Consider the following 26,469-nt stretch of genomic DNA (forward strand, 5'->3'; position numbering starts at 1 on the left):
CGGAGCGGCGAAGGCGGCATCGGGGGGGTGAGTGAGCCTGTGTGCTCGGCCAAAGCAGACAGGTGGCCGAGCCCACGACGCCGGCCGGAGCCCAGCGGCCGGGCGTCTCACGTCTGGGCGGCTGCGGGGCACACGTCAGACGCTCACCAGCGAGCCGACACAACAGAGCCGAAGGCGAACGAAGCGAGGAAGGAAGGAGAGGAACCACGGGCGGAAGCGGCACAGACGGGTACCAGCCCTGAGGACCGCGGGCGAGGGGCACAGGGGGTGGTGTGCCTCTGCCCGAGCAAGCCGGTCGAGACGGTCGGCCGGCATGGGGTGACAGCCGGGCCGACGTTGGTGGCAGAGGGCAGGTCGGGTGGCGGCCCGCCCTCCGTCAGGCAAGGTGCCGGTCGCGTACCTCCAGTTTCTCCAATATGCCGACGGCGTGGTCCCTGGACTCGTCCGCGGTGTCCATCGCCTCCACGCACGTCCAGTACATCCCCTCCTCCTCGGCCGAGATCACCACTCCCACGAGCGCCTCACACACCTCTCGGAGCAGTTGACACAGGCCGATTAAAGCCGCCTTCACGTCACGTATCTCGGTCAGCTGAGCCGCCCGCAGCCCGCCGGTGGTCGCTGTCGAGCACAGCAGTCCCCCGCTGAACCGCCCGCTCGCGTCGCCCAACCCTCGGGCTCTGGACCGCACTTCGTACGGACCGAATATCGCGAGATGGCTGCCTATCGCCTCCGCCAGGGCCTGCGCCTGCCACGCCTCGACGAGCACGCCGTGAACCGTGTTCGCCTGCGCCAGACCGCGCCGGCCGTCCGCGATGATCCGCACCGCGTCCATCTGTGTCCCTCCTTCCTTCGTCATGCGCATTCACCCCGCTCTCCTTCCACTACCCAGAGTGAGGGTCAACAGCCAAAAACGCCAGAGGAATTCGCAAATCTGTGGACAACCAAGGCGCTGTGGAAAGATCCATGACTCCATAGAGTGACAAGAGGCGGATTCGGAACGGTTGCGGCAGCGCTCCCGGCCCTACTGACTCCCTCGTGCGTCACTGCGCCCCCGACCGCCACCTAGCATGAATGGCACCACAGACGCCGCTCAAAGCTCTTTCAACACACCAGTCACTGCGATCCGCGCCGTTCGGCTCACCACTCAAGCCGCATGTATCACGCCGCTCGCCACCCAACGGCGGGGACGGTGACACCGAGAGCGGCAGCGACACCGAGAGCGACAACGACCGCCACAGTCACAGTCACAGCCGACAAGTCAGCGCCGGAACCGGTGCGCAGCGACCACCGAATCGCGCCCCTCGACCGGCACCAAAAAGCCGGCGGGGCAAGGGCTCCCGCCCCGCCCCGCCGGCATCACTCCCCCGCACGACGCCCGGCGCTTCCCCGTCCGACCGTCACTCGCCGTCCCGCGGCCGGTCCGGCGGCGCCTGCCGGACCGCCGGGAACCTCGTCTCGTTGCGCTCGATCTTCGCGGCGAGCGCACCGAGCGGGTCGATCCCTAGTGCCTGGCAGAACTGGAGCAGGTAGGCCAGAACGTCCGCGACCTCGTCCTCCACCCGGCCGGCCGACTTCGGATCGGTCATGACCTTGGCCGACTCCTCCGGGGTCAACCACTGGAAGATCTCGACCAGTTCCGCGGCCTCGACACTCAGCGCCGCGGCCAGGTTCTTGGGGGTGTGGTACTGCTGCCAGTCCCGGGCGGCCGCGAAGTCGGACAGGCGTCGCTGCAGGGCATGAAGATCCTCACTCATACCCCTAGGTGTAGCACCTGTACGTCGGGCAGCCCCTCGGCGACCGACGGATCCCGTACCGTGCCCAGCAGCCGGACATGTCCACGTTCGGCCATCCGTACGGCCAGCGAGACCAGCTCCCGGGCCTGCCGCCCGTCCATACAGCGATCCATGCCGTCCGCCATCACCGTCATCTGCTGCAGCGCCGACGGGATCTCCCCGGCCGGGTCCATGGCGAGCACACCGGGCCCGGTCAGGAGCACCAGTGCCAGCGCGAGGAACCGCAGCTCGCCGTCACCGAGCAGCTCGACGGGCATCTCCCCCATGGAGCCGCGGTCGAGAACCGTTCGCAGGGCCTGCGGGCCCGATGCCGCCTGACCACCCGGCACCGCGCCACCGACGCCTCCTCCAGCATCCCCTGCCGTCGCCGCATCCGGCTGCCGGGGAACCGCACGCAGCCCCTCGACCGGCCCGGAGCATGCCTCCCGGACGGCTGCCACCAGGACGGCGTGCCGTCGGGAGCATTCGCGGCTGGTGCGCTCCAGCACAGCAGCGAGGTTGTCGCAGGACGACCGGAGTCGCCCCTCGTCGCGTTCGTCGTCGTGGGCCCAACCGCTGGCCTCACCCCCGTTCCGGACGTCCTTACGTCCCCGCGCCCCCGTCGTCCGACTGGAGCTCCCGGCTCCCTCGCCTTTCCCCGAGCGGCCCGAACCTCCGCCTCGGCCGCCCCCGCGCGCACGCCTCGCGCCTCCCCCGCCGGACGCGCCGCCTTCCGTACCGCCGTCACCCTCGACGCCCTCCGCCGCCTGGCCTCGCATGACCTCCGGCCGCGGATCACACACAAAGGCTGAACGCAGCGCGACCACGACTTGTTCCGCGGCGGCCAGGACAAGGCGCTGCCCCTCCGTCTTGCCCGCGACCCGCAACGGGAGGAGGGAGGTGGCCAGCCGGTCGTCGGGCAGCGGCGCACGGGTCACCGGGGCGGCTCCCGCGGTGTGCCATGCGGCCTGAACAGCGGATCGGGTGGGGTCGGTTAGGGCGGTGGTGAGCAGCGTCTCCCCGCACCCCGTCAACCGCTCGCCGACGATGCGGAGTTCGGGCTCGGCCTGGACCGCGAGATCGAGGTCGACGGGACCGACCGGGCCATCGACCGTACAGCCGATGCGAAAGCCGCGCCGCCCCTGCTCATCGGGGCGCGCGCCAACCGGCACGCAAGCGGAGGCCCCGCCCGCCACCACCCCCACCGCCCGCTTGAGAGAGTCCCCGCTGCCAAGCCGGGCGAGGATCTCGTACGCCTGCAACACACTGGACTTGCCGCTTCCGCTGTCCCCACTGAGCAGCGTCAACGGGCCGAGCGGCAAGATGACGCCGCGATGGGTCTTGAAGGCGGACAGCCGTAATTCGATGACGGCCGGACGCACACTGCCGGTATCCATGCGGGGACGCTATGCAGTCGCGCGCACGGAGAACCGTTACGCCCGACTGCTCTTCCTACGAATGGGGGACGGCGCCCGCCGCCGGCTCCGCAACCTCGGTGCCGACCGGCGCCAACAGGAACACATTGGTGTCCACGCGATGCATGCCGCTGCCGAGGCCGAAGACGACCCCACTGGCGAAGTCCAGGATGCGCTTGGCGACATCGGCGTCCGCGCTACTGAGGTCCAGCAGGACCGGCAGCTGCGCCATGAGGTACTCGGCCACCTCCCGGGCGTCCGCGAAGGTCTGAACGCGGATGACGATGAACCGTCGCGTCTCCTCCGTCGGTTCGTCGTCGGGGAGCGCGCGATGGTCGGGCCACGAGGGCCATTCGCTGCCGCCACGTAGCGGTACGACTTCGGCGAGCCCTTCCCACTGCTCGTCGGTGGCATCGGGGCCGTTCACCGAATCACCTCACCCAGAGGAGCGCTGGCTTTCTGCGGTATATGCATCGCACGATTCTAGAGATAAACCTACAAACGTCGCCGACTGCGACACACGCGGCGTTGCAGCCGCTCCCATCCTGCCTCATAGCCCTGACCAGTGCAGACACCTGGGCAGATCCGCCGGGTCGAGTTTCTGTATGCCTGTTCATCCTCTCTTGCGACGAAGGCCCGGCTGGGCTCCCGGGCCTCGATGGCCAACTAACTGACGGGACTTCACCTTCGGGCGGACCGGCGCCGCTGAGCACGCGCGAGCCGCTCTTACCCACGGACAGGGCGCGCGGCGCGCGACCACACGGGCGGGCGGCAGGCGACGCCAAGACGGGTGACGTGGCGTTTGTCACGACTGCGGGCGAGACCGAGACGGACAGCGAAGCCGAGGGACCCACGCCCCGCGGCCCGGCACGGGTCAAGTCCGGTGCGGGTCAAGTCTGGTGCGGCAGCGCAGGTGTAGGTCACGGGGCGCCCCCATCCAACCCACCATCGCACGGGGGCCGACCCAACAGCCCCTCGATCGGCGTGAGTACCGCAACCGAGGTGGCAGTTCCGGAATTTGCGCTGGTCGGAGGCATTGTCAGTGCCACCTCGTACGGTAGGTGCATGAGTACGAAGAGTGCCCGTCGAGGGCGGTCAGCGGGCCAGTCGGCCGAGGAGCGAGGAGGCGACAGTGATACCGGCGACCGCGGCGGCGGTGAGGACGAGGTAGTCGAGGGCCAGGTGAGAGGGGGTGCCGAGGAGCAGTCCGCGGAGGGCATCGACTTGATAGCTGAGGGGGTTGATCTTGCTGACGGTCTGTAGCCAGCCCGGCATCACGGCCACCGGGTAGAGGGCGTTGGAGGCGAAGAAGAGCGGCATGGTGATGGCTTGGCCGATGCCCATGAGGCGGTCACGGGTCAGCACGATGCCGGCGATCGAAATCGACAGACAGGAGAAGAAGGCGGAGCCGAGGATCACGGCGACGGCCACACCCAGCAGGCGTAGCGGATTCCAGGTCATGGACACACCCAGCAGGGCGGCGATGACGATCACCACGACGGCTTGGAGCAACGCCTTCAATCCGGCGGCGAACGCCTTGCCCGCGATCAGGGCGGACCGCGGGGTGGGGGTGACCAGCAGTTTGGTGAGGATCCCGGCGTCCCGCTCCCAGATGATCATGATGCCGTAGAAGATCGCGATGAACATGGCGGACTGGGCGATGATTCCGGGCGCCAGATAGTCGATATAGGGGGTACCACCAGTGGGAATGGCCTTGATACGAGTAAAGGTCTCGCCGAAGACCACGAGCCAGAGGGCGGGTTGGACGGCGCGAGTGTAGAGCTCCGTGCGGTCGTGGCGGAGTTTCTGCAACTCGACCACGCACATCGCGACGACTCTGGCGGGCAGCACCCGCCAGCCGGTGCGGGCGCGCGGTGGGCTGAGCAGCAGGTCCAAGTGGCGGGCGGCAGCGGCGTTCTCAACCGACCCGGGCTGCGGTGCGGCGGGTGCTTCGGACATCGCGGAAGCCTCCTGACTGCTCGTCGAGGCCGGTGCCGGCGACGTCCCGGAAGACGTCCTCCAGCGTCGGCTCCGTGTCGGGCGAGGGAGAAGCGAGGGTCGCGGACGCGGTCGTCGTGGTGCGGGCGGCGTGTGAGCGACGGGCGCGTAGGGCCGAGCGGAGTTCGCCGGGCGTACCGAGCGCGCGTATCCGGCCGCGGTGCATAAGGGCGACGCGGTCGCAGTACTGCTCCGCCTCGTCCATGTAGTGGGTGGTGACGAGGACGGTCATGCCGGTGGCGGCGCGGACGGTGTTGATGTGCTCCCAGACCGTGGTGCGGGCGATCGGGTCGAGGCCGATGGTCGGTTCGTCGAGCATCAGCAGACGGGGGGCACTGACCAGTGCCTGGGCGAGTTCCAGGCGGCGGATCATGCCGCCGGAATACGTGTTGGCGAGCCGGTTGGCGGCCTCGGTGAGGCCCACGGCCTCCAGTGCCTGGGTGACGCGGGCGGCGCGCTCGCGGCGGGGGACGTCGAAGACCCTGGCGAAGAGCGCGACGTTCTCCCGCCCGGTCAGGCCGGCGTCGGCGGACAGTTGCTGCGGCACATAGCCGAGGAGTCGCCGGACGGCCATCTGTTCCCGCGCCGCGTCATGACCGAAGACTCGCACCATGCCCTTGGGGACGGGCAGGAGGGTGGTGATGCAGCGGATGGCGGTGGTCTTGCCCGCGCCGTTGGGGCCGAGCAGACCGAAGACCTCGCCGGGGCGGACGGCCAGATCCACTCCGTCCACCGCCCGGGTCTCGCCGAAGGCGTAGCGGAGAGCATGGCAGGTGAGGGCGTCGGGCCCTGGAATCGCGCCGGAAACCGGGGCTCCACCCGGTGCCGGGGCTCGTTCCGGAGCCGGGGCCGCCGTGCCATTGGACGGTGGGACAGCGGTAGGCGGGGGCTCGTCGGAGGCGGTCACCGGGACCGGTCGGCCTGGGTCTTCGCTGGTCATGGTCCCTCCGTCTGCTGGTGCAGGTTGTGGGCCAGTCGACGCAGCGCCGGAAGGGCGGCCTCCAAAGCCGTCCGGTCGGCCTCGGGGAGGCACGCGACCTGTTCGCGTACGAGGGCGCTGCGGCGCGTCTCCCAGTGGTGCAGCCGGGTCTGGGCCTCCTGGGTGGGGAAGAGCTGGGCAGAGCGTCGGTCGGCCGGGTCGGTCTCCCGGGCCAGATAGCCGGCCCGGCTGAGCCGGTTGACGAGAGTGGAGACCGAGTTGCCCGCCAGGTAGAGCTCTCTCGCGGCGACGGAGACGCGGATGCCGGGCCGGGCGGCGACCAGCCGCAGCAGCTCGACCTCTGCACCGCGCAGCCGGGGGGCCGGCAGGCCAGGGAGGAGCCGCCGGCGAATCAGCCGCTGGATACCGGCCAGAACGTCGGTCAGCTCGTCGGGGAAGTCCCCAGTGGCCATATGTCGACTTTAGCTCTGACTGAGAGGCTTGGCAGGGCGGTGAAACGCAAAAGCAGGGTGAGGAAGCGGGCCGGCCAGGGGTACTGGCCCGCGGCTGGACCGGTGGCCCAAGGAGTTCGATCCGGACACGGCGCTCCGAGTGGCGATGGAGACGTTCCGTCGCCGGGGGTACGAGGGAACGTCCGTACAGGATCTCGTGGACGCGCTCGGAATCAATCGCTCCAGTATGTACGCCGCTTTCGGTTCCAAACACGACCTCTACCTGAAGGCCCTGGAGCGCTACAGCGCGAACGAGAAGGCCAAGGCGGAGGCCGACCTGGCCGGTGGCGGTCCGGCGCTGCCCGCGCTGCGGGCCTTCCTGCTGTCCTACGTGGACGCCGCTCTGACGGATCCGGAGCGCAACGACTGCCTGGTCACCCATGGGGTGATGGAACGCGTTCCCGCCGACCCCGAGGCCACCGCGCAGCTCCGCGCCGCGCTCCGGGGAATGGAGGACGCCTACTCCGCCCTGCTCCTGCGGGCCCGCGCCAACGGGGAGCTCGCACCCGGCACGGATGTGCAGCGTGTGACGCGGTTCCTGGTCACCTTCACCCAAGGTTTGCGGGTGATGGAGAAGGCGGCGGACCGGAATTACCTGACCGAGGCTGTGGACCAGGCGCTGAGCGTCTTCCGCTAACCCGCGGTGCGAAGTCACCGATGGAGACGGTGTAGTTGCCGGTGATGCGCTTAGTTCAGGGGCGGCAAAGGTGGGCAGCGCGCCGCACATGCCGCCCAACAGGACGGCGCTTACGGCAACCACTACTGAGGACGGCTGTCCGACGGCACTCAGCACAATCGCCGGCACGGTCGCCACACAAGAGAACATGACGCTCCGTCAAGAAGGCATAGCGGAGAAGCGTGAACCGGGCCAGCAGGAAGGCGACAGTCAACCGGGGGTCATCAGCCAGGCGACCCGAACCGGTGCATCCAGTCGCACGGCCGCCGCCGGAAGGAGATCGCTCTGAGCCGCCATGGCGGAACTCGACGGGCGGCTTGGGCGCCACACACCCTGGTTAGGGAGTCGGGGACGACGTTCGGGTTGAGGTCAAGGACGTCTCGGGGACGGATCAGGGTTGGTGAGGGGGTGAGCGAGGGCGGACGCGGGGACAGTTCAGTCAGGAAGCGGGAGGCTGCGGCCAGGCGAAGAAAGCAGGAAGAGAAAGAAGGAAAGGAAGAGAAGGAAGTCCAGGGAGCCGGGAACGGCAATCCGAGAACCCAAGGGCCCGAGGAAACGAAGCACAACACATACAGACACAAGGAACCGAGGAAACGGGGAGGACGAAAGATGACGGGGGACGTGATGGTGCGCGAGGCGGTGTCGAGGTCGCCGGTGCGGCCGATCGTGGGGCACGAGATGGGTATCGTGGCGCCGCGTGGGCGACAGCACGGTGTGGACTCTGGCAATCGCGGCGCTGACCGGTGGTACGGCGGTACTGGCCAGCTGGGTGACCAGTCGCGGCAGTACGCAGGCCGCCAAGATCCAGGCAGAGACGGCAGCTCGATCGCAACGCGCGGAAAGGCTGCGGGTGAGCAGGCGTGCCGCCTATCTCGATCTCATCGAACAGACCCACCGCATCGGCGAGTTGTACTGGGAGGTCTCCGCAGAGCTAAGGGAGCCGGCGTCGGAAACACGGACCGCCAGGCTCGATGCGCTGCTCGACCGAGAGGTGGCGGAGTACGCAAAGATCCGCCGCTGTGCGCGGGTCGTGGAGTTGGAGGGCCCACCCTCGGCCGCAGCCGCGGCGCTCGCCCTCCAGAAGGCGACCCGGCCCTTCTACGAGGCGCTCAGGGCGGGCCTGGCCGACGGCACAGACTGCCAGGAACAGTTCAACGCCGCATACAGCACCTTCTGGAAGACGCTGGAGCAGTTCGTGGACGCAGCCCGGGACGCACACCAGACGGAGTGAGCGCTATACGGGCGGGCCAGAGGACTTGGCCGTATGCCGTCCTTGCCCGAGACCAGGCGCGTTGTACTCGCTGGCGTGCTCGGTACACGCGCAGGTTGGTGGCGGCGTTGCCGCAGCTGCAGACGTCGTGCCAGACACCGCTGATATTTCGGGGCCGGTCATAGAAGGCCACCCGGCATCGCAGTTCGGCCCCCACGACTAGGGCAGCCGGCCTGGCACTGATCTGCTCTAGTCGTCCGCGACCCGCAACACCCCGTCCTCCGTCGCAATCAATCACGACATCACCACCGTCTCCGCGATCACCGCGATCACCGCGATCGCCCCGATCGCCCCGATCGCCCCGATCGCCGGATGACTGTGGGAGGGTCCGAGACGGTCTGCAGCCAAGCACCGGGAACCGCAGAGCGGCAGTGCCGGACTCAGCCGTCAAGGAACGCCACCAAGCACCAGGCCACCGCCGCCCTGCAGGCCCCAAGCCACCGGGGACGCTCCGCAACCGGTTCATTGCGCTCCACTCCGTCTCCGGACGGCGCCCAGCCCAGGCGGGGCCCGCCTTATTCCCACTACGACCAGGCGAGTAACAGCTAGGACTCAAGAGATTGAGCCCTCCAGAGACTGAGGAAAGGCCGATTCAGCGTCCCTTTCCCCAGCGAATGGAGCGCAAAGCCCGCCCCTCCAAGGCGCCCCTCCCCCTCAGCCGACCTCCGACCCCGCCCCCGCCTCTCGTCCCCCGTCCCAGCCGACCAGGACGGACCACCCCCACCCACTCACCCATTCGGCGTAGCAACCCCTCCCCGTCAGCCGGCCGTACACCGCCCGGAAAGTAACCGGCAAAGCGGGTCCGTGGTGCCTGGCAGCCGCCGGTTCCGGACGCGGATGGTGAGCGCGCGGCGGCAGTCGGGTGCGTACGATAACCGGGATGAATAGCGCCTTTCTGACCTGTTAGCGAGGGCGTGCGCATCTTCCGGCCGCCCGCGTCCGCGAGCGGAAATTCGCTCAGCGCTCGCAGCAATTCAAATCTCCGATGAAATCCACCCCACCCACCTCATCCACCCAACCCACCCCGTCCTTCTCACTCCGGGAGTTCGGAATGGCACAGGAAACCGACAGCACCGTCTGGAACTGCCCATTCGATTACGCCGAGGCGCTGGAGTTCGATCCGACGCTCAGGCGGATCATGACCGAAGAACCGGTCGCACGTATTCGGCTCCCCTATGGAGAGGGCTGGGCGTGGCTGGTCACACGGTACGACGACGTGCGAACGGTGACGACCGACCGGCGGTTCAGCCGCCACGCGATCGTCGGGCGGGACTTTCCGCGGATGACGCCGGAACCGATCGTGCAGGACGAGGCGATCAACGTCATGGACCCGCCCGCGAGCAGCCGGCTGCGGAGCCTGGTGTCCAAGGCGTTCGCCCCGAAGCAGGTGGAGCGCATGCGGGCGCGTACGCAGCACGTCGTGGACGAGTTGCTGGACCGGATGCTCGAGGACGGGGCGCCGGGCGACCTCATGGAGAACCTCGCGTCACCGCTGCCGCTGACGACCATCTGCGAGGTGCTGGACATCCCGGAGGACGAGCGCGCGCAGCTGCGCGGCCACGCCCGGACGATGATGAACGTCAGCCTGGAGAACAAGGAAAACGCCATCCGCGCCAAGGCCGAGATGCGGGAGTACTTCGCGGAACTGACCGCACGGCGCCGGCGGGACCCGGGCGACGACCTGATCAGCGCGCTGGCGACGGCCCGCGTCGGGGACGAGGTCCTCGACCCGAAGGAGCTGACCGTCATGGCGATGGTGCTCCTCATCACCGGCCAGGACACCACCACCTACGAGATCGGCAACCTCTCGTACACGCTGCTGACCCGGCCCAAGGACCTGGCGATGCTGCGCGAGAACCCCGAGGCGCTGCCACAGGCGATGGAGGAGATGCTGCGGTTCATCCCGTTCCGCAAGGGAGTTGGCATCCCACGCGTCGCGCTGGAGGACGTCGAGCTGAGCGGGGTGACGATCCGGGCCGGCGACATCGTGCACGTCTCGTATCTGACGGCCAACCGGGACGCCGGGAAGTTCGAGCGGCCCGACGAGCTGGACCTCTCGCGTGAGCCCACGGGCCACATGACGTTCGGCTGGGGCGGGCACCACTGCCTGGGCGCCCCGCTGGCCCTCACGGAGATGCAGGTGGCACTCAGCACCCTGCTCAAGCGGTTCCCCGAACTGAGGCTGGCGAAGCCGGCCGAGGAAGTTCGCTGGAACACGACGGCGATCTGGCGTTATCCGCTGGCTTTGCCGGTGGTGTGGTGAGTCATCGGGGCCGCGGTAAATCCGCGGCCCCGACCGGCGGCATGCGGAACTCACTCCCCTGGCGTACGGTCTAAGAACGACCCATCTGCACGGGGAGAGTTCATTCTTCGACGGATGGCCCGCTCGCGTCCTTCCAGGGTCTGTATCATCAGGCCGACGGAATCGCCGGAGATTCCACCGGCCGACAACGGAAGAGACAACGACGCGAAATGCAGAGCGAATTCGGCACTGAGCGGACCACAGTCTGCAAGGAGTGCACCGATGGCCGTTTTGTGCAAGCCGGCAATCGCGGTCCCTGAATACATCATCACCAGGGACGACACCCTCGAATTGGCACGACAGCTGCACGCCGACCACGCACAGCTGAATCTCGTGCTGCGACTGATCGAGCATACGGGCGTCGTACGACGGCATTTGATCCAGCCGATCGACAAGGTGCTGGAACACCCCGGATTCGACGCCCGCAGCGCCATCTACGAAGAGGAGTCCAAGGCACGCGTCCCCGACGTGGTGCGCAAGGCCCTCGACGAGGCGGAGTTGGAGCCACGCGAGATCGACCTGATCATCTACGTGTCGTGCACCGGCTTCATGATGCCGTCGCTGACGGCGTGGCTCATCAACCACATGGGGTTCCGGTCGGACACCCGGCAGGTTCCGATAGCCCAGCTCGGGTGCGCCGCGGGCGGTGCCGCGATCAATCGCGCGCACGACTTCTGCCAGGCGTACCCGGACGCCAACGTCCTCATCGTCGCCTGCGAGTTCTGCTCGCTGTGCTACCAGCCCGAGGACGTGGGAGTCGGATCGCTGCTGTCCAACGGCCTGTTCGGGGACGCGGTGGCGGCGGCCGTGATGCGCGGCAAGGGCGGCAGGGGCGTCCATCTGGAGCGGAACGCCTCGTACCTGATACCGCACACGGAGGACTGGATCTCCTACGCGGTGCGTTCCACGGGATTCCACTTCCAGCTCGACAAGCGGGTCCCGGGCACGATGGAACCGCTCGCACCGGCGCTCCGCTCCCTCGCGGAGGAGCACCAATGGGACGCCGGGAACCTGGACTTCTACATCGTCCACGCGGGCGGTCCGCGCATCCTCGACGACCTCAGTCGCTTCCTGGGCGTACCTCACGAGGCGTTCCGGTTCAGCCGGGCGACGCTGACCGAGTACGGCAACATCGCCAGCGCGGTGGTGCTCGACGCCCTGGCCCGCATGTTCGACGAGGCATCGGCCGAGGAGGGACAGCGCGGCCTGCTGGCCGGCTTCGGCCCCGGCATCACCGCCGAAATGGCACTGGGGACGTGGTCGTCGGTCAACTGAGGGAGGAGGAGCGGGGACAGCTGGACCTGACGGGCCGTCTCGGGACGGCCCGTCAGGCGTGCGCGCACAGGGGGTTGAGGTTCCGCAGCCGATGTCGTGCGAACCCAGCGCACTGTCTCCAGGTGCTTGCCGTTCACCTCGAACGCGTCCAGCACCGCCCTGTACGGGTCGGACCTCTCCACCACGGAGAACCGGAACATCTCCGGTGGGACCCTGCGCACGCCTACCGGCTTCTCCGCAACATCTCGGCGAGTCCGGACTCCCCATCGTGGAGGGTACCGCTGACATCCACCGGTCGAGCCCGGGAACGAGGGCCCTGGGGATCACCGTCGATGGCGACGCCCTGCGGCATGATCCATGTCCTGGCCTAAAATGTCGGAGACCATCTCAGCGGCCCGACGGGCTTCCGCTCCACTTCTGTGGAATCGAAGGACATGCCCCCACCCGCACGAGCTACTCCGTGCTGCCTGGGGGCGTTTTCTTGCTGTTCCGTGAGTCCGCGGCATCCGTGGCCAACCGCACCCACCTCGAGGGCCGGCTGGCGGAGCTCCTGACCGAGAACTTCTTCCACAGGCATGGACATGGGCCGCACCCCTCGGAAGTCCGTGCCTGGGAGCGCAGCATTCCGGCGCTCGCGAACGCGGTGGTCGAAGCCGGGCTCGGCGGGGTGGAGATGCTGTTGGAGTACGGTCTGCCACTGACCAGCAAACGGGCTGACGTGATACTGGCCGGCGTGCATCCCTCCTCCGGCACGCCCTCGTACGTCGTCGTGGAACTCAAGCAGTGGAGCGAGGCATACCCGGAGGAAGGAGATCCACTGCGCTGTCGGGTTCCCTCCTATCCGGAGCCCGTTCTCAATCCGATCGAGCAGGTGCGGGGCTACTGCGACTATCTGGTCTCGTTCAACGGGGCATTGGAACGGGACCCCCGGTCCGTCACCGGCGTGGCGTACCTCCACAACGCGACTGAGTTCGGGGTCGCGGGACTGCGTGAAGTCACTGAGGACGACCGGGGACGGATGTTCACCGGAGACCAGCGCGGCGCGTTCCTCGACTACCTGCGTGCGAGGCTGGCTCCGAAGCCGGGAGCCGGCGCCGCCGACGACCTGCTGCAAGCCAAGGTGCGCCCCTCGAAGCAGTTGATGGCCGTCGCCGCGGAAGAGGTCAGGGAGCGGGAGCAGTTCGTGCTCCTGGACGAGCAGCGGCTCGCCTACGAGACGGTCATGGCGGCGGTCCGAAAGGCACGAAGGTCTCCTCACAAGCAGGTGATCGTCGTGGCCGGCGGCCCGGGATCCGGCAAGAGCGTGATCGCCCTCTCCCTGCTCGGCGACTTGTACCGACGCGGCGTGTCGGCCATCCACGCCACAGGTTCACAGTCGTTCACCAAGACGATGCGCAAGGTGGCCGGCGCACGGAAGCCCGAGGTCCAACGTCTCTTCCGATACTTCAACAGCTTCATGGAGGCGGAGCCCAACGACCTCGACGTGCTCGTCTGCGACGAGGCTCACCGGCTCCGCAGGACTTCCGCCAACCGCTACACCAGGGCAGCCCTGCGCACCGGTCGCCCGCAGGTGAGCGAACTGATCGACGCCGCCCGCGTACCGGTGTTCCTGCTCGACCAGCACCAGGTGGTTCGTCCGGGAGAGATGGGGACGGTGGAGCAGATCCGTCACGCTGCGGCCGAACAGGGCGTGGATTGCACGCTGGTGGAACTGGACAGCCAATTCCGCTGTGGCGGCAGTGACGCCTATCTGCACTGGGTCACCAGCCTGTTGGGGTTGGAGGGCAACGGGCCCACCGAGTGGGAGCCGGACGGGAAGGTGGAGTTGCTGACCGTGAACAACCCGCGGGAGCTGGAAGACTTCCTGAGTGACAAGCGTGCCCAGAGGTACAGCGCCCGTATGACGGCCGGCTACTGCTGGAAGTGGACCAAGAAGATCGCTCCGGGGCTGACCGCTCTCCCCGCCGATGTGGTGATCGGCGACTGGTCCAAGCCGTGGAATCTGTATGGGGACCGCGCGCTTCTCGGCGCGCCGCCGGCCCCGCTCTGGGCGACCGACCCCGCGGGCTTCGGTCAGGTCGGGTGCGTGTACACCGCTCAGGGCTTCGAGTACGACTGGTCGGGCGTGATCATGGGGCCAGACCTGGTCTGGCGGACCGACCGGTGGGTGGTGGACCGCTCGGCGTCGAAGGATCCTTCCTTCACCAAGACCACACCGGACGACGACGTCGACCTGCTGATCCGCAACACCTACAAAGTGCTGCTCACCCGGGGAATGGTCGGAACGGTCGTCTACTCGACGGATGCCGAAACCCGCGAAAAACTCCGTTCACTTGTCCCGTCGGCAACTTGAGACGCCGACGTGCCTGGCGTGTCCTTCGGGGAAAATGGACACCCTCGCAGCGAACGCCCCCATGCGGACTCACGGAAGCGGCGCAGGAGTTACCATCATTCCGCCGCGCACCTTCCCGGAGGGTACGAGCTGCGGTCCATGTGTGCAGCCCAACAGGTCGTGGGTGAAGAGTGGTTGTGCCCGTCGTGTGGTGACACATGACGTGAGCGTGGCTGCCCGGTAGGGCGGCCCCCTGCCATTCCGATCTCACTGCCTAAGGAGTGGCCACATGACCTCTGTCGAGTACAAGCCCGCGCGTCGTGACTGGATTCGCGAGATCCTGATCGGCATCGCTACCGGAGTCGTCTCCCACCTCGTGGTAACGGCCTTGGACGCGATGGCAAGCCTGCTCTTCTGACGCAGGTGTGTGGCGGGTCCGGAGAGCCCGCCACACCACAACCGCGACGGCGCCCGTCAGAACAGCTTCAGGTCAGACCCCTGCGCCCCAGAAGTCTTTCGTCGCCCGTTCCTGCGCCGTCCCCTGCCCGGCCGGGGCAGGTGAGGTATCCGCGCCTCTTTCGGCAGATTTCCCCACGTAGGGCGAAGCCCATGGATCTCGACCTCGCCGACGAGTTCCCTGAGGTAGGAGCGGGTCTCCTCATCGGTGGAGTAGAGCACCGTCGCGCGGCTGGCCCGGGTCATCAGCACGTGGTAGGCGTGCCGGATCAGCCGTGCGAACTCGTCGTCGTCAACGCTGCCGGCGCTCACCTTCGGATCGAACGACCCGGGTTCGGCCACGCGCTTGACGTTCGACTCCGCATCCTTGCGTTCCTTGCCCCGGCGGAACACCCACCGATCGTCGCGACGCACCATGTCCTCGCCCATGATCACGCCGCACCAGTCCCACTCGAGGCCCTGCGCCGTGTACACACAGCCGATCTGGCCGACCCCGTTCTCGTGGACCGACCAGATGCCCGAGGGAGGTGCACCGCCCTCGCAGAAGCTGTCGCTCTTCGCGTTCCACGGCCGGTGCCAGTCGCCGATGCGGACGTCGGCCTCGAGTCGTTTCTCCTTGCCGAGAGGCTCCGTCCAAGGCCAGCAGTAGCCCGCGACCATGCGCGCGGAGGCCCCGGCCGTGGCTTCGCCACGGATGATCTGCTCGAGCTCTTTCGGGGTGTCCGCCACTTCGATGTGCATGAGTCCATCGGGGCACCACCGCTCGGGCACTTCGTCCGACACCCCGAGCACGGCACGCACCCAGCGGATGTACGCGTCGCTGCCGCCGCAGCGGAACTGCTCCCGGAGACGGTACCGAACGAGCCGGGCGTCGAAGCGTGCGGCAGCATCCTCGATGAGGTCGACGGTACCGACTTCGTTCGGCCGCACGGACTGCCCCTCGTCCAGAAAGAACACCGTCAGACGGGACGCGTCGAGGAGCTCGTCCACCTGTGGGCGAGTGCCCTGCTCCTCGGGCTTCCAGAACCGGCTCGTCGAGCGGTCACGGAGGCGGTGTGCCTCGTCGCAGATGAGCACGTCCAGAGGGGGGACCGGTGGCGTGACGAAGTTGCTGAAGTAGGTGAAGGTCTCCCTGAACTGCCGGTCTCCGTAGCCGACATGCTCCTGCATCGCTGCGTTGAAGGCCCTGCTGCCGCTGGCGTACTTGACCGTCCGGCCCTGGGCCTCCAGTTCCGCCTTGAGCTGCAGGCCGATGGCGCTCTTCCCCGTGCCGGCACCGCCCGTGACCAGGAAGACGACACGCCGCTCGTCCGGGATGAGGGCGGGACACCGGGGGTCCGGAAGAACCTTGGAGGCCGCCTCCAGGATCTGGTCGGCCACCACTTTCTGGCGCCCTCGCAGAGTGAAGACGGTGTCGTCCCCGCAGGACCAGATCATGGCATCGAGCAAAGGCGTGTTGCGCAGACCCATGCCGCGCAGCATCGTTTCAGCTGCCGAGGCGCCGCCTTCCTCCGCGAAGTTCGCCCTGAGGTCGGACAGCAACTGCGCACGCCCATCACTCGTGTACACCCGGGCGTAAGCACCCGTCGGCGCATCCAGCTCGAGCAGTGGGCGCACGGATTCGTCCGTGGCGTTGTGCAGGTACGCGAAGCCGCCGCATTCGAAGTCGAGCCCTTGGAACGGGCCCCGGTCGCCGGTGAACGCCTCGTAGTACTCGCGTAGTTGAAGGGCCGGATGCTTCTTGCTGCCCATACCAGGTACGCTCACCAACTCCGCGGTGGCCTGTTCGATCCGGGTCACTGTCGACCAGCGCTTCAACTCGACGAGCTGTACGGACGGGCAACCCCCCTGCGGATGGCGGCCGACCAGGACGACGTCTATGAGTCGGGGGTCACCGGGGCGCTCGTGCTCGTCAAGAGTGGCGGCGCACTCGACGATCATCTCCACTCTCCCGCGGCCCGCGGCGACCAGGTCGTTCGCCAGACTCACCAGGCTCTCCGCCCACGCGGCACGCTCCGTCACCGAAGCATCCGCTCCCCGGAAATGCCGCCACCGAGCGGCGAGATGCGGCACCATGCGACGACGGAAATGGAGAGTGAGCAGATCCTCCGCCGACAACTTCAGCAGGAGCATGGACACGAGATGGTTCCCCCAGGACACGAGTGACTCGTGCGGGTGGGGGCATGTCCTCGTCAGGAAGCCCGTCGGGCCGCGATCAGTGACAACGATCTCAGAGAACGGGCTTCCTGCCAACGACGAGCGGTACGCCGTCGCCGAACCAGGTCGGGAACCGGAAACGCACACCCCACCCATGCCTCGTCCGCCCCCGCCGAGCGGCACCGAGGGCATGGCGGTGCCGTCGGCCGGAGGTGCGTCGTCCGGGCGTCGGCGGTGGGGGCGGGGCCTGACGACGGGGTGTGCGTCTCTGGGCGGGGCGAGGGCGCGGGCGCCCCTGCCTCGCCCGTTCCAGGATCACCACGCGCCCCACATGATGCGTCATAGCAAACACGTCACGGCGGCCGAGGCCGGGAGAAGTTGCAGGTCAGGCGGGGTTTTTCGGCTCAGCGGGCGGGCTGCCAGTGGCCCAGAGCGTCAAATGAGCGTCACGGTCCACGCACGCGCTGCCTCGGTCGGCCGGAACATGACGGCTCGCCACCCACAAAGAACGGCGGTCCTCGGCATCTCCAGGTCGGGCGGAGAAACCCATACGGCGGACGTGCACCGTGCCGGTGATGCTCGCTCGCCCTATCTTGGCCGTCCGCCCGCAGCTCGTCGAGTGGAGGCCGGAGCCGTGAAGTACGCGTTGACGGAGAAGCAGGCCGCCATGCTTCGAGAGATCGCGGCTGCGTCCGATGCCGTGGCCGTCCCACCTCGCGGTATTCATACAGCTTCGGCGTTGGAGAAGCGCGGGCTGATCAAGAGGACCTGGCGCGGGGGCAGGCACGTCGCGGTCGTCACCGCGGCCGGCCGCTACTACCTCAAGCACGGCAAACACCCTCGGAAGGTGCAGGCGGAGAAGGAGCGTCTGGAAGGAGACGTCGAGCAAGCCGCGCGTGCCCCTGCCGACGGAACCGAGCTGATCTCTCGGTTGCGATCCGCTTCGGGGAAGATCATCGTCTCTGATCCCGCCCCTCAGACCCGGGGGCGGTGGCGGGCTGCCTACTACAACGCACTCCACCACGGCCATGTTCCGGAAGGCCACAAGCTGCGGTGGTCCGGTAGGCAGCGAGGAGACTGCGTCTTCACGCTGGTCGACGAGGCGGCCGAGAAGGCGGCCCAGCCTCCCCCGGCGCCGGCCATCGACGTACCTGGGAGTGTGGACCGCCCTCACCGCCTGGTCCGCGTGACACGCAAGGCCCTCGGGACGTCCCAGAGCGTGGTCGACACCCGTGGCAGACCCGGGGTCATTCCCCTGTACCTGTCACGTCCGCTCGTCGACCGCGCCCTGCGGATCATGCACGCACTCCTGACCGAGGCCGAGAACCGCGGCTACACGGTGGAGACCCGGACCGACCTCCATCGTGGTGAAGCCGTGCACACTCTGGCCATCGTCATCCGGGGTCGGACCTTCCCGCTCGCCCTCACTGAGCGAACGGCCAAGGTCCCACACGAACCGACCCCACAGGAGATCCGCCGGCAGCAGCGCACCCCCTGGACACGTCTGCCCAAGTACGACGAGGAGTTCAACGGACGGCTCACGATCGGCGCGCCCGCCGGAAGCTGGTGCCAGTATTCCTACTCGTACAGTGATGGTGCCCGATGGACGCTCGAGTCCCGGCTGGGGCGCCTTCTGCGCGATCTCGAAGACCTCGCGGCCGAAGCCGAAAGCCGGAAACGGGAGAAGGAGCTCCGCGAGGCCGAGGAGCGGCGCCGGTGGTACGTGGCCATTGCGCAGGCACGCAAGCAACAGGTCGAGCAGCACCGGGCTAAGGTCCTGATCGAGCAGGTACGGGCGTGGCATCGGGCTGTGGAGATCCGCTCCTTCTGCCACGCTGCCCGTGAACGAGCCGATGACGCATCGATTCCGGTGGACGAGCTGGAATGGCTCCGATGGGCCGAGGCGTATGCAGCACAGCTCGACCCCCTCCGCAGCCCCCTGCGGATGCCGCCGGACCCTCCGACCAGTCGTGACGCTCTGCGCGACGTGTTAAAGGTCGACGTCTACGCCCACCCGTGGCCGTTTGACGCCGAGGGCCGCTGGACGCACTCCGAAGGCATTCCGGCAGACTCGCACCCGTGACCCTGGCATCGCCCACACAACGCCTTCGCCCTGTCCACGGAAGACAGGGCGAAGGAACGTTTATGCAGCGATGGTCAGCGGAGCATCCAAACGCTGCCAGGCGCCGAGCACGGCCTTGTGAGCGTCCGGTTGGAGGTGCGCGTAACGTTGGGTGGTCTGGAAGCTCTCGTGGCCGAGGAGGTGCTGGACCTCGTAGAGCGAGACTCCCTTCTGGACCAGCCACGACGCACAGGTGTGACGCATGGAGTGCGGCGGGTAGTGCGGGACGAGCTGCTGCTCACCGTCGCTGTCGAAGTAGTAAGCCCCGTCGACAGCCGGCCACCAGGTCTGCCGACGCCAGTTGCCGTCGTCCAGGAGGCGTCCTGCACGCCCCTTGGTAATGGTGGTAAACACCACGGCATCGCGGTCGAGCCGGTGAATGTGGCGTTCGAGTGCCTCCAGGACATGGGGCGGAAGCGGGACCTCCCGGCGGCTCTTGGAGCTCTTCGGGTACTCCTTGATGCCGCTCTTGGTGTTGACCTCCACCACGAACAGGCGTGAGCGACGCTGGTCGATGCGATGACGGTGAAGGCCGGAGAGTTCGCCCCACCGCAGCCCAGTGTAGAAGCCGAGCAGGCACATCGTCTGCCACACAATGGGGAGTTCGTCCAGCACGCTCTGCGCCTGATCGAGCGTGAACCACTGCGGCGGTTTGACCGCGATCTGAGGCAGGTCGATGCTGCGGCAAGGGCTCACCGTGATCACGTCGTCGTCGACGGCCGCGCGCATGATGGAGGACGTCAGGTTGTAGGCCCGCTTGACGGCGGCGGCGCCCGCACCCTTCTCGACCAGGGCACGGATCCAGCTCTGGACGTCCATGCGGGTGATGGCCCGCATCTCCCAGTCGGCCCAGTAGGGCATGACGTGGTTCTTGATACTTGAGGCGTCTCCCCGCAGGGTGTGGGGCTCGACCACACGGGCGTTCCACCATCGGTCGTGCCATTCACGGAAGGACGCTTCGCCGGCCCGCGGGTCGCGCATGCCCCCGCGGGCGAACTGGGTCTCCATATCGATGCCCCAGGCACGCGCCTGGGCCTTGAGGGGAAACGACTCGCTGAACCGGTCGCCTGTCCGGTTGCGTACGGTCGCCTGCCACTTGCCGGACTTCAACTTTCGCAGGTACGCGGTACTACTCCTTTTTGCGGGTACGGGAGGGCCGAACTGAAGACAACAGGTCAGCGGCGAATCTGCGGGGAAGCGACCGACCTGCTGGTGATGAACTCCTCCAGACCGGCAGCTGGGACACGGACCCGGGAGCGACCCGTTCCCGTGCGCAGGTCAACGACGGGCAATTCCCCAGCGGCAATGAAGCGGTAGACGGTGCGCCGGTCGACGTCCAACGCGGCGGCGACAACGGGGATGGACAGCAAACGCGCAGGCATGGGTGAGTCCTTGAGAAAGGTGAGGGGGAGGCAGCCGGCGATTCGGTTCAGCCGGGCCGTCAGGCGGGCTAGGACGAAGGTCAACCAGCCCCGTCAGGGCAGTGGGACCACATCACGGAAGGGTTGATCATGTGATGACGTCGTCAAGGTGCGGACCGCCAAAGTTCAAGAGGCGTGGCGGATTAGCCCCTGCTCTGAGCCGCGGCAGAGCGCGGGCCCGGATCTACCCGCTTGGACGAGCCCGGAAGGGCCATGACCTCGGCCAGGTGCCCCCAGTCGAGCTCGACATCTTCGAGGCGAAAGCGATGCGGATAGCGCAGCGCAAGCGAACTCGCGCTCACACCAGCCCACTCAGCAACGACCCACACCGGAACGCCCTTCTTGAGCCACAGGTCCAGGCAGGAATCGCGCAGGCCGGTCACATGCTCCCCCAAACGCGCCTCCACATCGCCCGGACTCAGCACGGCCTGACGCGCCTGCTTCCACACCCGCCGGTACACCGAAGACGACAACGACCCGCCTCGCTCGCCAGGGAATAGCAGGTCGCCCGGCTCCAAGCCTGCCTTACCGATCCACTCCCGTAGCACACCGGCAAGTTCCGGAGTCACAGGAACCTTCCGGACCTCGCCGGCACGGACCAGCAGCGCGCCGAACTCACCTTCCGGAAGCTCCGCGTCGTCAACTCGGACCGCGGCCGCCTCACCGGGAAGCAGGGCTGCCCCCACCATGGAGGCGAGGAAAGGAAACACCGCCCCCGGCACCTCAGTGTGTTCCTGGACCCACCCCAGTAGGGCACGGATGTGCTCGACAGAGAGCAAGGACGATTCATCTATTGCCGACTGCGACAAGTTACTCGGCTCCTAACGCAAGGCATCGAGACGCGTGGCGTCCCCTGGCGAGATCAATACTCCATAGAATCCCCGGTTTCGGTAACCGGGGATCGTCGGCTATATTTCGCCGCCTCCTTCACTGACAGCATCCACACCGATACACCGAGAGAGCCAAACTGCCACCGTTTCCCAGGACCGGTCTAGGTTGACTTGCTTCGCCGCTGCATTCCAGCCCGCGCCGGGCTGAAAGTGTCTGCCGTCAGCGAATCAGCACGACGCCGCCAGAGCCGCGAGGGCATCACGCATTTCCAGTCGCCCGACACCCACTAACGACTTGCCCTGGATGCCCGAAACCGACAGAACAGAGCAGGCGCCTTCTAAGCGCCTACCCTCGACGAGCCTCTCGGAAAGGCCGACGCCATGACTCTGTCGGGGATCTTGGATGTTCAAGGTCATGTGCCTTGGCGCCGCTATCGGGGGCGGGGCAGTTCGTGGGTGTCGAGGTACGGCTGGAATGCCATGGACGGGCAAGGCCGGTAGGTGGAGTGGGCAGGTTCCTGCGTGCTGAGGCGTTCGATGTTGACGACAATCACGGTCAGCTCGTGCTGGACATGTGCCTTGGCCGTGCCCCGGTAGCGGACACGGGAACCGATGCGATGCCCGCTGTCGCGGGGCCGACGGTAGCGGATACCGCCCAGGCGTTGTCCTTCGAGTGGTAGACCAGGATCAAGCCAAGCGACACGTTCTCGGAACCGCCGGTCCCGGCGAAGTCGCCCAGATCTCTCAGGGCGTTGCCGAGCCCGAAGAGACGGGTGATATCGGCGAACGTGGACTCATTGTCCGACAAGCCGGCGGAGAGGCTCAGCTTCTCCTCGGGGGAGTAGGCGGCAGTCAGCTGGAGCGTGAGGCTTGGGCCATCGGGGCTTTCCACCGTGAGCTGACCGTACGCTTCGAAGGATGTGGCGGCCTTCTTGACTGGGGACCCCTTCTGGTGCGAGCAGGCGATATCGATGAAGAGCGCGGCTTCCACGCCGCCCAAGGGAAATTCCACGCCCAGTTCGAAGGCGACATCCCAGGAATCCGATTTTGGGGAGCCGGTGACCTGGACTTCCAGGGTCTGCAGGGTGAGCTTTGAGATCTCGTCCGGGATGGTCACCCCATATGTCGATGACAGCCAGGCAGGGAATGCCGTGTAGACGGCGGGTGGGCAACTCGCCGTGCCCTGCCACCGCCCGTCCGGCAGCTTATCCACCGCGAGCGGAACATCCTTGTCGGCTACCCGGAACTTGTCCGGAGGATCAGCCATGGTCGTCTCCGTCCACGCGTTTCATGATTTCTAGGGTATCTTCTGGAAGGTGCAGTAGTGGTCTCGGGTCAACCACGCCTGGACCAACTGGTGGGTACCGTGACGGAGTTCTGCGATGATCCGAAGGGAGCCGCGAAGGGGCGCTCTCCATACAGGCGGATTGACATTTTGATCCAACCCATACGCTTCCGCGTCTGCATCATATTCACGGAAATCGTTGGTTGTGCGTGTGAAGATCTGGCTGGAGTTGCCGGGATTGTGGGTCGTGCTGCCGTAGCTCCCTGTCCTTGTGTTGCAGTTCCTATCCGTCTTTCCCCCGAACTCCGCACCACCAACCGAAGCCCATCCGCTCTTCTGCGGGTCCGCCGGTCGCAGGTGGTTGGTTGCGGGACTGCGCATCCCGATTGACAGGTAAACGCTCTTCTGCCCTGGCGGCGCGAACGGCCACGGGATGTTGCCTGGTTCTTTGAGGAAGTTCCAGGCTTGGTACCACTGCCGACGTATGCGGATACCCTGAGGGCCTCCCTGGGGGAAGACATAGGCGTCTTGGATAGTGCTCCTGCGCTGCCAGAATCGATACATCCGCGTTTCAGCGATACGGATCCTTGGACTCAGCTTGGCCCGATCCTGTTGGCTAGCAGTCGCCCAGTAACTGCCCGCCCAGTTCTTCGCCTCGATACCGACCGGGGCTTGCTGGGGCGGCTGATTCGCCTCGGGTGCCCCACCCGTCAACAAGGACGCACTCATCACAAGGGCCGCAGAAATTCCCATGACCGAGGACTTCATGGAATGCACTTTCAAGGCACTCTGGGCCACCCGTCAACCGTACAAGATTGAAGCCTCAGCCGGATGTGTCCGTAACGCGCCGCGGAGTTACGGGTTCCGCCGAAACGCAGCAGGTTGTGACCATCTCAGGCCAAAGCAGAGATGGCCGGATCTCAAGAACCATGCGGATTCCACCGGCGCCCGGAGGGGCACGCTCGGATTCATCTTGTCCGGGTCCCTGCCTGCGCCTGATCCCCGGCATTTTTGGACAATGTTGCTGCTGAATCGATTCCGCAGGAGTGCTTTATCGACCGTCCCGGGTAGGCTGCCTCCTCGGATTCCTTGATTACCCGGAAAACGATCTCAAGAACGACGTGCTTGAGGAGGGCCCATGGCCCGGATTCTCGTGGTCCAGGTTGATCCCAAAATCAGCCTCACCGAGATCCCGCTGGTCGGTGAGCTGGTCCCGCCTGGCTTCGACTTCACCATCACCGAGGCACAGCTGCTGTACTGCACCGCCAAGATGACTCCGACCCAGTTGAACACCGCGAGCGGCCTGCTCGCGGAGGTGAAGCTGCCGCTGGGTGGACTTGGCGAAGCGCTGGCCGGCAAGGGGTTGGAACGTGGGGTCAATGGGCGGCTGCGGTATCAGCTCGGCACGTTGCCACCGGAGTCTGCGCTGATATTGCTGGGGAAGAGCTCGCAGCAATTCAACCAGAACCTTCCTGCCAACAAGGGCGCACCACCCGAGTCCGTCGCCCCCACGCCACGCCCCGGCTCCGAGCAGCCGGCCACCCCGCGGGCCAGCGGTCCCCTGAGGCTGGGCGGAATCCGACTGGCACTGCAGGGCGGGAGGATCGAGGCGGCAGCGGATGTGAGTCTGACCGTCTCCGGGCTGACCCTGACCGCGATGGGGCTGGGTTTGAAGATCAACCCGGCCGATCCGACGGATGTTGGCATCGATATCCGGGGAATCGGTCTGGGGTTGGCACTCCCCGCCAAGGGCATCGCGCTCGACGGCGCACTCCTGCACACCGGTGCGTTCGGCGGGGACAAGGAGAAGTACGAAGGTCTGGCCCTGCTGACCACCCCGGCGGTGAGTGTGTCACTGATGGGGCGATACGCCAGGACGACCACGAACAACACCTCGCTCACCTCGATGTTCATTTTCGGCAGCGCCTCCGCGGAAGGGCCCACGGGCGGATTCGGTCCACCGCCTTTCCGGGTGAAGGGAATCAGCCTGGGCGGGGGTTACAACACCCAGGTGAAACTTCCCCGATTGGACCAGGTGACCAGCTTCCCCCTGGTGACGGGGGCACAACGGCTGTCGGATCTGGGCGCTGGGACACCGCCGGACCCGGCCAAGGCGCTTCAGGCACTCGACGCCTTTATCGTTCCCCGCCGAGGGGAGAACTGGTTCGCGGCCGGGCTGCACTGGACGACCTTCGAGTACGCCGACTTCAAGGCGGTCGCGCTGGTGGAGTTCGGTGACGACCTGCTGGTCTCCCTGCTCGGGGTAGGGGATTTCACCTTCCCCAAGGTCCGCAGTCCAGGCCAGGACCCGGTGACCCTGGTGGAGATCGCGGCCGAGGCCCAGTACTCCCACCGGCAGGGATTGATGTCGCTGACCGCCCAGCTGACCTCCAACTCCTATGTGGTGACCAAGGAATGCAAACCGGTCGGCGGTCTCGCTGCCTGTGTCTGGCTGGCTCCCAGCCCCTATGCGGGCGACTTCGTCTTCAGCGTGGGCGGTTACCATCCCGGATTCACCAAACCAGCCCGCTATCCGGCCGTACCCAGAATCGGGATCGACTGGGCGATCAGCAATGAGGTGATGCTCCGGGCGCAGGCTTATGCGACCGTCACGCCCCATGCCTTTATGCTCGGCGGTTCCCTGTCGGTCACCTACTCCAGCGGAGCGCTGCGAGCCTGGCTGACCGCGCATCTGGACACGCTGATCGACTGGTGCTCGGGAACCTACGATGTCTCTCTGGGCATCAGCATGGGTGTATCGGCCTCGGTAAAGGTGCTGTTCGCACACATCACGGTCAGTGTCGAGGTGGGCGTCGATGTCCATATGTACGGCCCGCCGCTGGGCGGCACGGCCCGAGTGCACCTGTGGTTCATCTCCTTCAGCCTGCACTTCGGCTCCGACGGTCCCCCGCAGCGCGCGGTGGCCTGGAAGGACTTCGAGAAGCAACTGCCGCCGCCGCAGAAGTCGCTGACGCTCAACGCGGTCAGCGGTCGGCAGCCAACGCCGCCCGGTGATGATGACACCGTGTGGTACGTCGGCACCCATGGCTTCACCTTCGCCAGCCGTTCCGCGGTCCCGGCCACCGTCCTGACGCTCGGCGAGCAGGGCGCCAACAAACCACCGCCGGAGAACGCGCCCGAGAAGCTGTACATCCGGCCGATCACCGATCCGAGCAACCGTGCGCCGAACGGTCCCAAGGGGCATGTCGCCTGCCATACGGTCCTGGTCAAGCAGGCCACTCGGAAGTCCGGAGTGGTCACCGTCGGGGCCGAAGTCGACTACGGCAAGTGGGAGATCGAGCCGGTACGGGAAAGCGGTCCCCAGGCACTCTGGGGTCGTGGCGCGACAGGCAGCGCCGAGGGCGACGGACTGGTGAAAGACCAGTATGTGGGCATGGAGGTGCGGGTCCCGGGTCCCAGCAGCAAGGGGGAGCAACTCGCCACCGTTCCCGGCGCCTTGGACACCATCTCCATCAAGGACGGGCCCCGGCCGCTGGACCCAGCCGTCGGCGCGTGGGGCCCGGTACCCCTGCGCACCGATGAGGCGGTCTGCCGGATCAAGCAGAAGGCGATGAATCCCCGGACCGACGCCAGGCGCGTCCAGCTCTACCAGACGCTGTGCGAACTGGGCTGCGCACCGGACACCAACGACAGCCCCGACACCTATGACATGGAGATCGATCGCTATCTGACCGCGGAGCCGCTGTACGTCCCGGCGGGAGGCTGA

Annotated in this window: 21 protein-coding genes; 8 read left to right on the top strand and 13 right to left on the bottom strand. The window is 67.0% G+C overall.

Going from position 1 to position 26,469, the window contains the following annotated elements:
• Nucleotides 1-376: 376 nt before the first annotated feature.
• From ACRAS8_RS08970 to ACRAS8_RS09000, 7 genes are all read right to left on the bottom strand, one after another.
• A complete protein-coding gene (locus ACRAS8_RS08970) occupies nt 377-832 on the bottom strand; it encodes a DUF6099 family protein (RefSeq protein WP_438485419.1) in 456 nt (151 codons plus the stop codon).
• Nucleotides 833-1,397: 565 nt separating this feature from the next.
• Nucleotides 1,398-1,754: a nucleotide pyrophosphohydrolase gene (locus ACRAS8_RS08975; RefSeq protein ID WP_438485420.1), complete on the bottom strand. Its 357-nt coding sequence runs from the start codon at nt 1,752-1,754 to the stop codon at nt 1,398-1,400.
• The gene (locus ACRAS8_RS08980; protein ID WP_438485421.1) at nt 1,751-3,169 is read right to left on the bottom strand and encodes a biotin transporter BioY; all 1,419 of its coding nucleotides are present in this window, start codon (nt 3,167-3,169) and stop codon (nt 1,751-1,753) included. The genes ACRAS8_RS08975 and ACRAS8_RS08980 overlap by 4 nt, the downstream gene beginning before the upstream one ends.
• Nucleotides 3,170-3,224: 55 nt before the next feature.
• Nucleotides 3,225-3,614, bottom strand: coding sequence for a cell division protein SepF (locus ACRAS8_RS08985; RefSeq protein WP_438485422.1), 390 nt, complete (start codon nt 3,612-3,614; stop codon nt 3,225-3,227).
• 668 nt (nt 3,615-4,282) lie between these two features.
• Nucleotides 4,283-5,146, bottom strand: coding sequence for an ABC transporter permease (locus ACRAS8_RS08990; RefSeq protein ID WP_438485423.1), 864 nt, complete (start codon nt 5,144-5,146; stop codon nt 4,283-4,285).
• The gene (locus ACRAS8_RS08995; RefSeq protein ID WP_438485424.1) at nt 5,106-6,125 is read right to left on the bottom strand and encodes an ATP-binding cassette domain-containing protein; all 1,020 of its coding nucleotides are present in this window, start codon (nt 6,123-6,125) and stop codon (nt 5,106-5,108) included. Before ACRAS8_RS08995 ends, ACRAS8_RS08990 begins: the two co-directional genes overlap by 41 nt.
• Nucleotides 6,122-6,577 (bottom strand): MarR family winged helix-turn-helix transcriptional regulator, encoded by a 456-nt coding sequence (locus ACRAS8_RS09000; RefSeq protein WP_438485425.1) that lies wholly within the window; start codon nt 6,575-6,577, stop codon nt 6,122-6,124. Before ACRAS8_RS09000 ends, ACRAS8_RS08995 begins: the two co-directional genes overlap by 4 nt.
• A 145-nt stretch (nt 6,578-6,722) precedes the next feature.
• On the opposite strand from ACRAS8_RS09000, the gene ACRAS8_RS09005 reads away from it, so the two are divergent.
• On the top strand, nt 6,723-7,253 hold the full coding sequence (locus ACRAS8_RS09005; protein WP_438485426.1) for a TetR/AcrR family transcriptional regulator: 531 nt from the start codon (nt 6,723-6,725) through the stop codon (nt 7,251-7,253).
• A gap of 736 nt (nt 7,254-7,989) precedes the next feature.
• Entirely contained in the window at nt 7,990-8,523 is a 534-nt protein-coding gene (locus tag ACRAS8_RS09010; protein ID WP_438485427.1) for a hypothetical protein, read from the top strand.
• Here the strand turns inward: ACRAS8_RS09010 and ACRAS8_RS09015 are convergent.
• Nucleotides 8,444-8,800 (bottom strand): CGNR zinc finger domain-containing protein, encoded by a 357-nt coding sequence (locus ACRAS8_RS09015; protein ID WP_438485428.1) that lies wholly within the window; start codon nt 8,798-8,800, stop codon nt 8,444-8,446. The genes ACRAS8_RS09010 and ACRAS8_RS09015 overlap by 80 nt on opposite strands.
• 813 nt (nt 8,801-9,613) lie before the next feature.
• Between ACRAS8_RS09015 and ACRAS8_RS09020 the strand changes: the two genes are divergently transcribed.
• The 4 genes from ACRAS8_RS09020 to ACRAS8_RS09035 all read left to right on the top strand — a co-directional run bounded on the left by ACRAS8_RS09020 (nt 9,614) and on the right by ACRAS8_RS09035 (nt 14,889).
• On the top strand, nt 9,614-10,825 hold the full coding sequence (locus ACRAS8_RS09020) for a cytochrome P450 (RefSeq protein WP_438485429.1): 1,212 nt from the start codon (nt 9,614-9,616) through the stop codon (nt 10,823-10,825).
• A gap of 261 nt (nt 10,826-11,086) precedes the next feature.
• Nucleotides 11,087-12,139: a type III polyketide synthase gene (locus tag ACRAS8_RS09025; protein WP_438485430.1), complete on the top strand. Its 1,053-nt coding sequence runs from the start codon at nt 11,087-11,089 to the stop codon at nt 12,137-12,139.
• 481 nt (nt 12,140-12,620) lie between these two features.
• Nucleotides 12,621-14,492: a DNA/RNA helicase domain-containing protein gene (locus ACRAS8_RS09030; protein WP_438485431.1), complete on the top strand. Its 1,872-nt coding sequence runs from the start codon at nt 12,621-12,623 to the stop codon at nt 14,490-14,492.
• A 268-nt stretch (nt 14,493-14,760) separates the two neighbouring features.
• The gene (locus ACRAS8_RS09035) at nt 14,761-14,889 is read left to right on the top strand and encodes a DUF6408 family protein (protein ID WP_438485432.1); all 129 of its coding nucleotides are present in this window, start codon (nt 14,761-14,763) and stop codon (nt 14,887-14,889) included.
• A gap of 56 nt (nt 14,890-14,945) precedes the next feature.
• Here the strand turns inward: ACRAS8_RS09035 and ACRAS8_RS09040 are convergent, their stop codons facing one another.
• Nucleotides 14,946-17,060: a DUF2075 domain-containing protein gene (locus ACRAS8_RS09040; protein WP_438490394.1), complete on the bottom strand. Its 2,115-nt coding sequence runs from the start codon at nt 17,058-17,060 to the stop codon at nt 14,946-14,948.
• 658 nt (nt 17,061-17,718) lie between these two features.
• Between ACRAS8_RS09040 and ACRAS8_RS09045 the strand changes: the two genes are divergently transcribed.
• Nucleotides 17,719-19,167, top strand: coding sequence for a hypothetical protein (locus ACRAS8_RS09045; RefSeq protein WP_438485433.1), 1,449 nt, complete (start codon nt 17,719-17,721; stop codon nt 19,165-19,167).
• Between the two features lie 60 nt (nt 19,168-19,227).
• Here ACRAS8_RS09045 and ACRAS8_RS09050 read toward each other — a convergent pair whose 3' ends face one another.
• The 4 genes from ACRAS8_RS09050 to ACRAS8_RS09065 form a co-directional block, all read right to left on the bottom strand.
• Entirely contained in the window at nt 19,228-20,316 is a 1,089-nt protein-coding gene (locus ACRAS8_RS09050; protein WP_438485434.1) for a tyrosine-type recombinase/integrase, read from the bottom strand.
• Between the two features lie 65 nt (nt 20,317-20,381).
• A complete protein-coding gene (locus ACRAS8_RS09055; RefSeq protein ID WP_438485435.1) occupies nt 20,382-20,588 on the bottom strand; it encodes a helix-turn-helix domain-containing protein in 207 nt (68 codons plus the stop codon).
• A gap of 182 nt (nt 20,589-20,770) precedes the next feature.
• Nucleotides 20,771-21,406, bottom strand: a complete 636-nt coding sequence (locus ACRAS8_RS09060) for a tyrosine-type recombinase/integrase (RefSeq protein ID WP_438485436.1) — start codon at nt 21,404-21,406, stop codon at nt 20,771-20,773.
• 607 nt (nt 21,407-22,013) lie between these two features.
• On the bottom strand, nt 22,014-22,724 hold the full coding sequence (locus tag ACRAS8_RS09065; protein ID WP_438485437.1) for a hypothetical protein: 711 nt from the start codon (nt 22,722-22,724) through the stop codon (nt 22,014-22,016).
• Between the two features lie 1,156 nt (nt 22,725-23,880).
• Here ACRAS8_RS09065 and ACRAS8_RS09070 point away from each other — a divergent pair.
• Nucleotides 23,881-26,469: a DUF6603 domain-containing protein gene (locus tag ACRAS8_RS09070; RefSeq protein ID WP_438485438.1), complete on the top strand. Its 2,589-nt coding sequence runs from the start codon at nt 23,881-23,883 to the stop codon at nt 26,467-26,469.

The sequence above is a fragment of the Streptomyces sp. S186 genome, assembly GCF_051603415.1.
GTDB lineage: Bacteria > Actinomycetota > Actinomycetes > Streptomycetales > Streptomycetaceae > Streptomyces.

Coding starts and splice junctions, on each gene's coding strand:
- ACRAS8_RS08970 (WP_438485419.1), bottom strand. CDS start 832: ATGGACGCGGTGCGGATCATCGCGGACGGCCGGCGCGGTCTGGCGCAG.
- ACRAS8_RS08975 (WP_438485420.1), bottom strand. CDS start 1,754: ATGAGTGAGGATCTTCATGCCCTGCAGCGACGCCTGTCCGACTTCGCG.
- ACRAS8_RS08980 (WP_438485421.1), bottom strand. CDS start 3,169: ATGGATACCGGCAGTGTGCGTCCGGCCGTCATCGAATTACGGCTGTCC.
- ACRAS8_RS08990 (WP_438485423.1), bottom strand. CDS start 5,146: ATGTCCGAAGCACCCGCCGCACCGCAGCCCGGGTCGGTTGAGAACGCC.
- ACRAS8_RS08995 (WP_438485424.1), bottom strand. CDS start 6,125: ATGACCAGCGAAGACCCAGGCCGACCGGTCCCGGTGACCGCCTCCGAC.
- ACRAS8_RS09000 (WP_438485425.1), bottom strand. CDS start 6,577: ATGGCCACTGGGGACTTCCCCGACGAGCTGACCGACGTTCTGGCCGGT.
- ACRAS8_RS09005 (WP_438485426.1), top strand. CDS start 6,723: ATGGAGACGTTCCGTCGCCGGGGGTACGAGGGAACGTCCGTACAGGAT.
- ACRAS8_RS09020 (WP_438485429.1), top strand. CDS start 9,614: ATGGCACAGGAAACCGACAGCACCGTCTGGAACTGCCCATTCGATTAC.
- ACRAS8_RS09025 (WP_438485430.1), top strand. CDS start 11,087: ATGGCCGTTTTGTGCAAGCCGGCAATCGCGGTCCCTGAATACATCATC.
- ACRAS8_RS09035 (WP_438485432.1), top strand. CDS start 14,761: ATGACCTCTGTCGAGTACAAGCCCGCGCGTCGTGACTGGATTCGCGAG.
- ACRAS8_RS09040 (WP_438490394.1), bottom strand. CDS start 17,060: ATGCTCCTGCTGAAGTTGTCGGCGGAGGATCTGCTCACTCTCCATTTC.
- ACRAS8_RS09055 (WP_438485435.1), bottom strand. CDS start 20,588: ATGCCTGCGCGTTTGCTGTCCATCCCCGTTGTCGCCGCCGCGTTGGAC.
- ACRAS8_RS09065 (WP_438485437.1), bottom strand. CDS start 22,724: ATGGCTGATCCTCCGGACAAGTTCCGGGTAGCCGACAAGGATGTTCCG.
- ACRAS8_RS09070 (WP_438485438.1), top strand. CDS start 23,881: ATGGCCCGGATTCTCGTGGTCCAGGTTGATCCCAAAATCAGCCTCACC.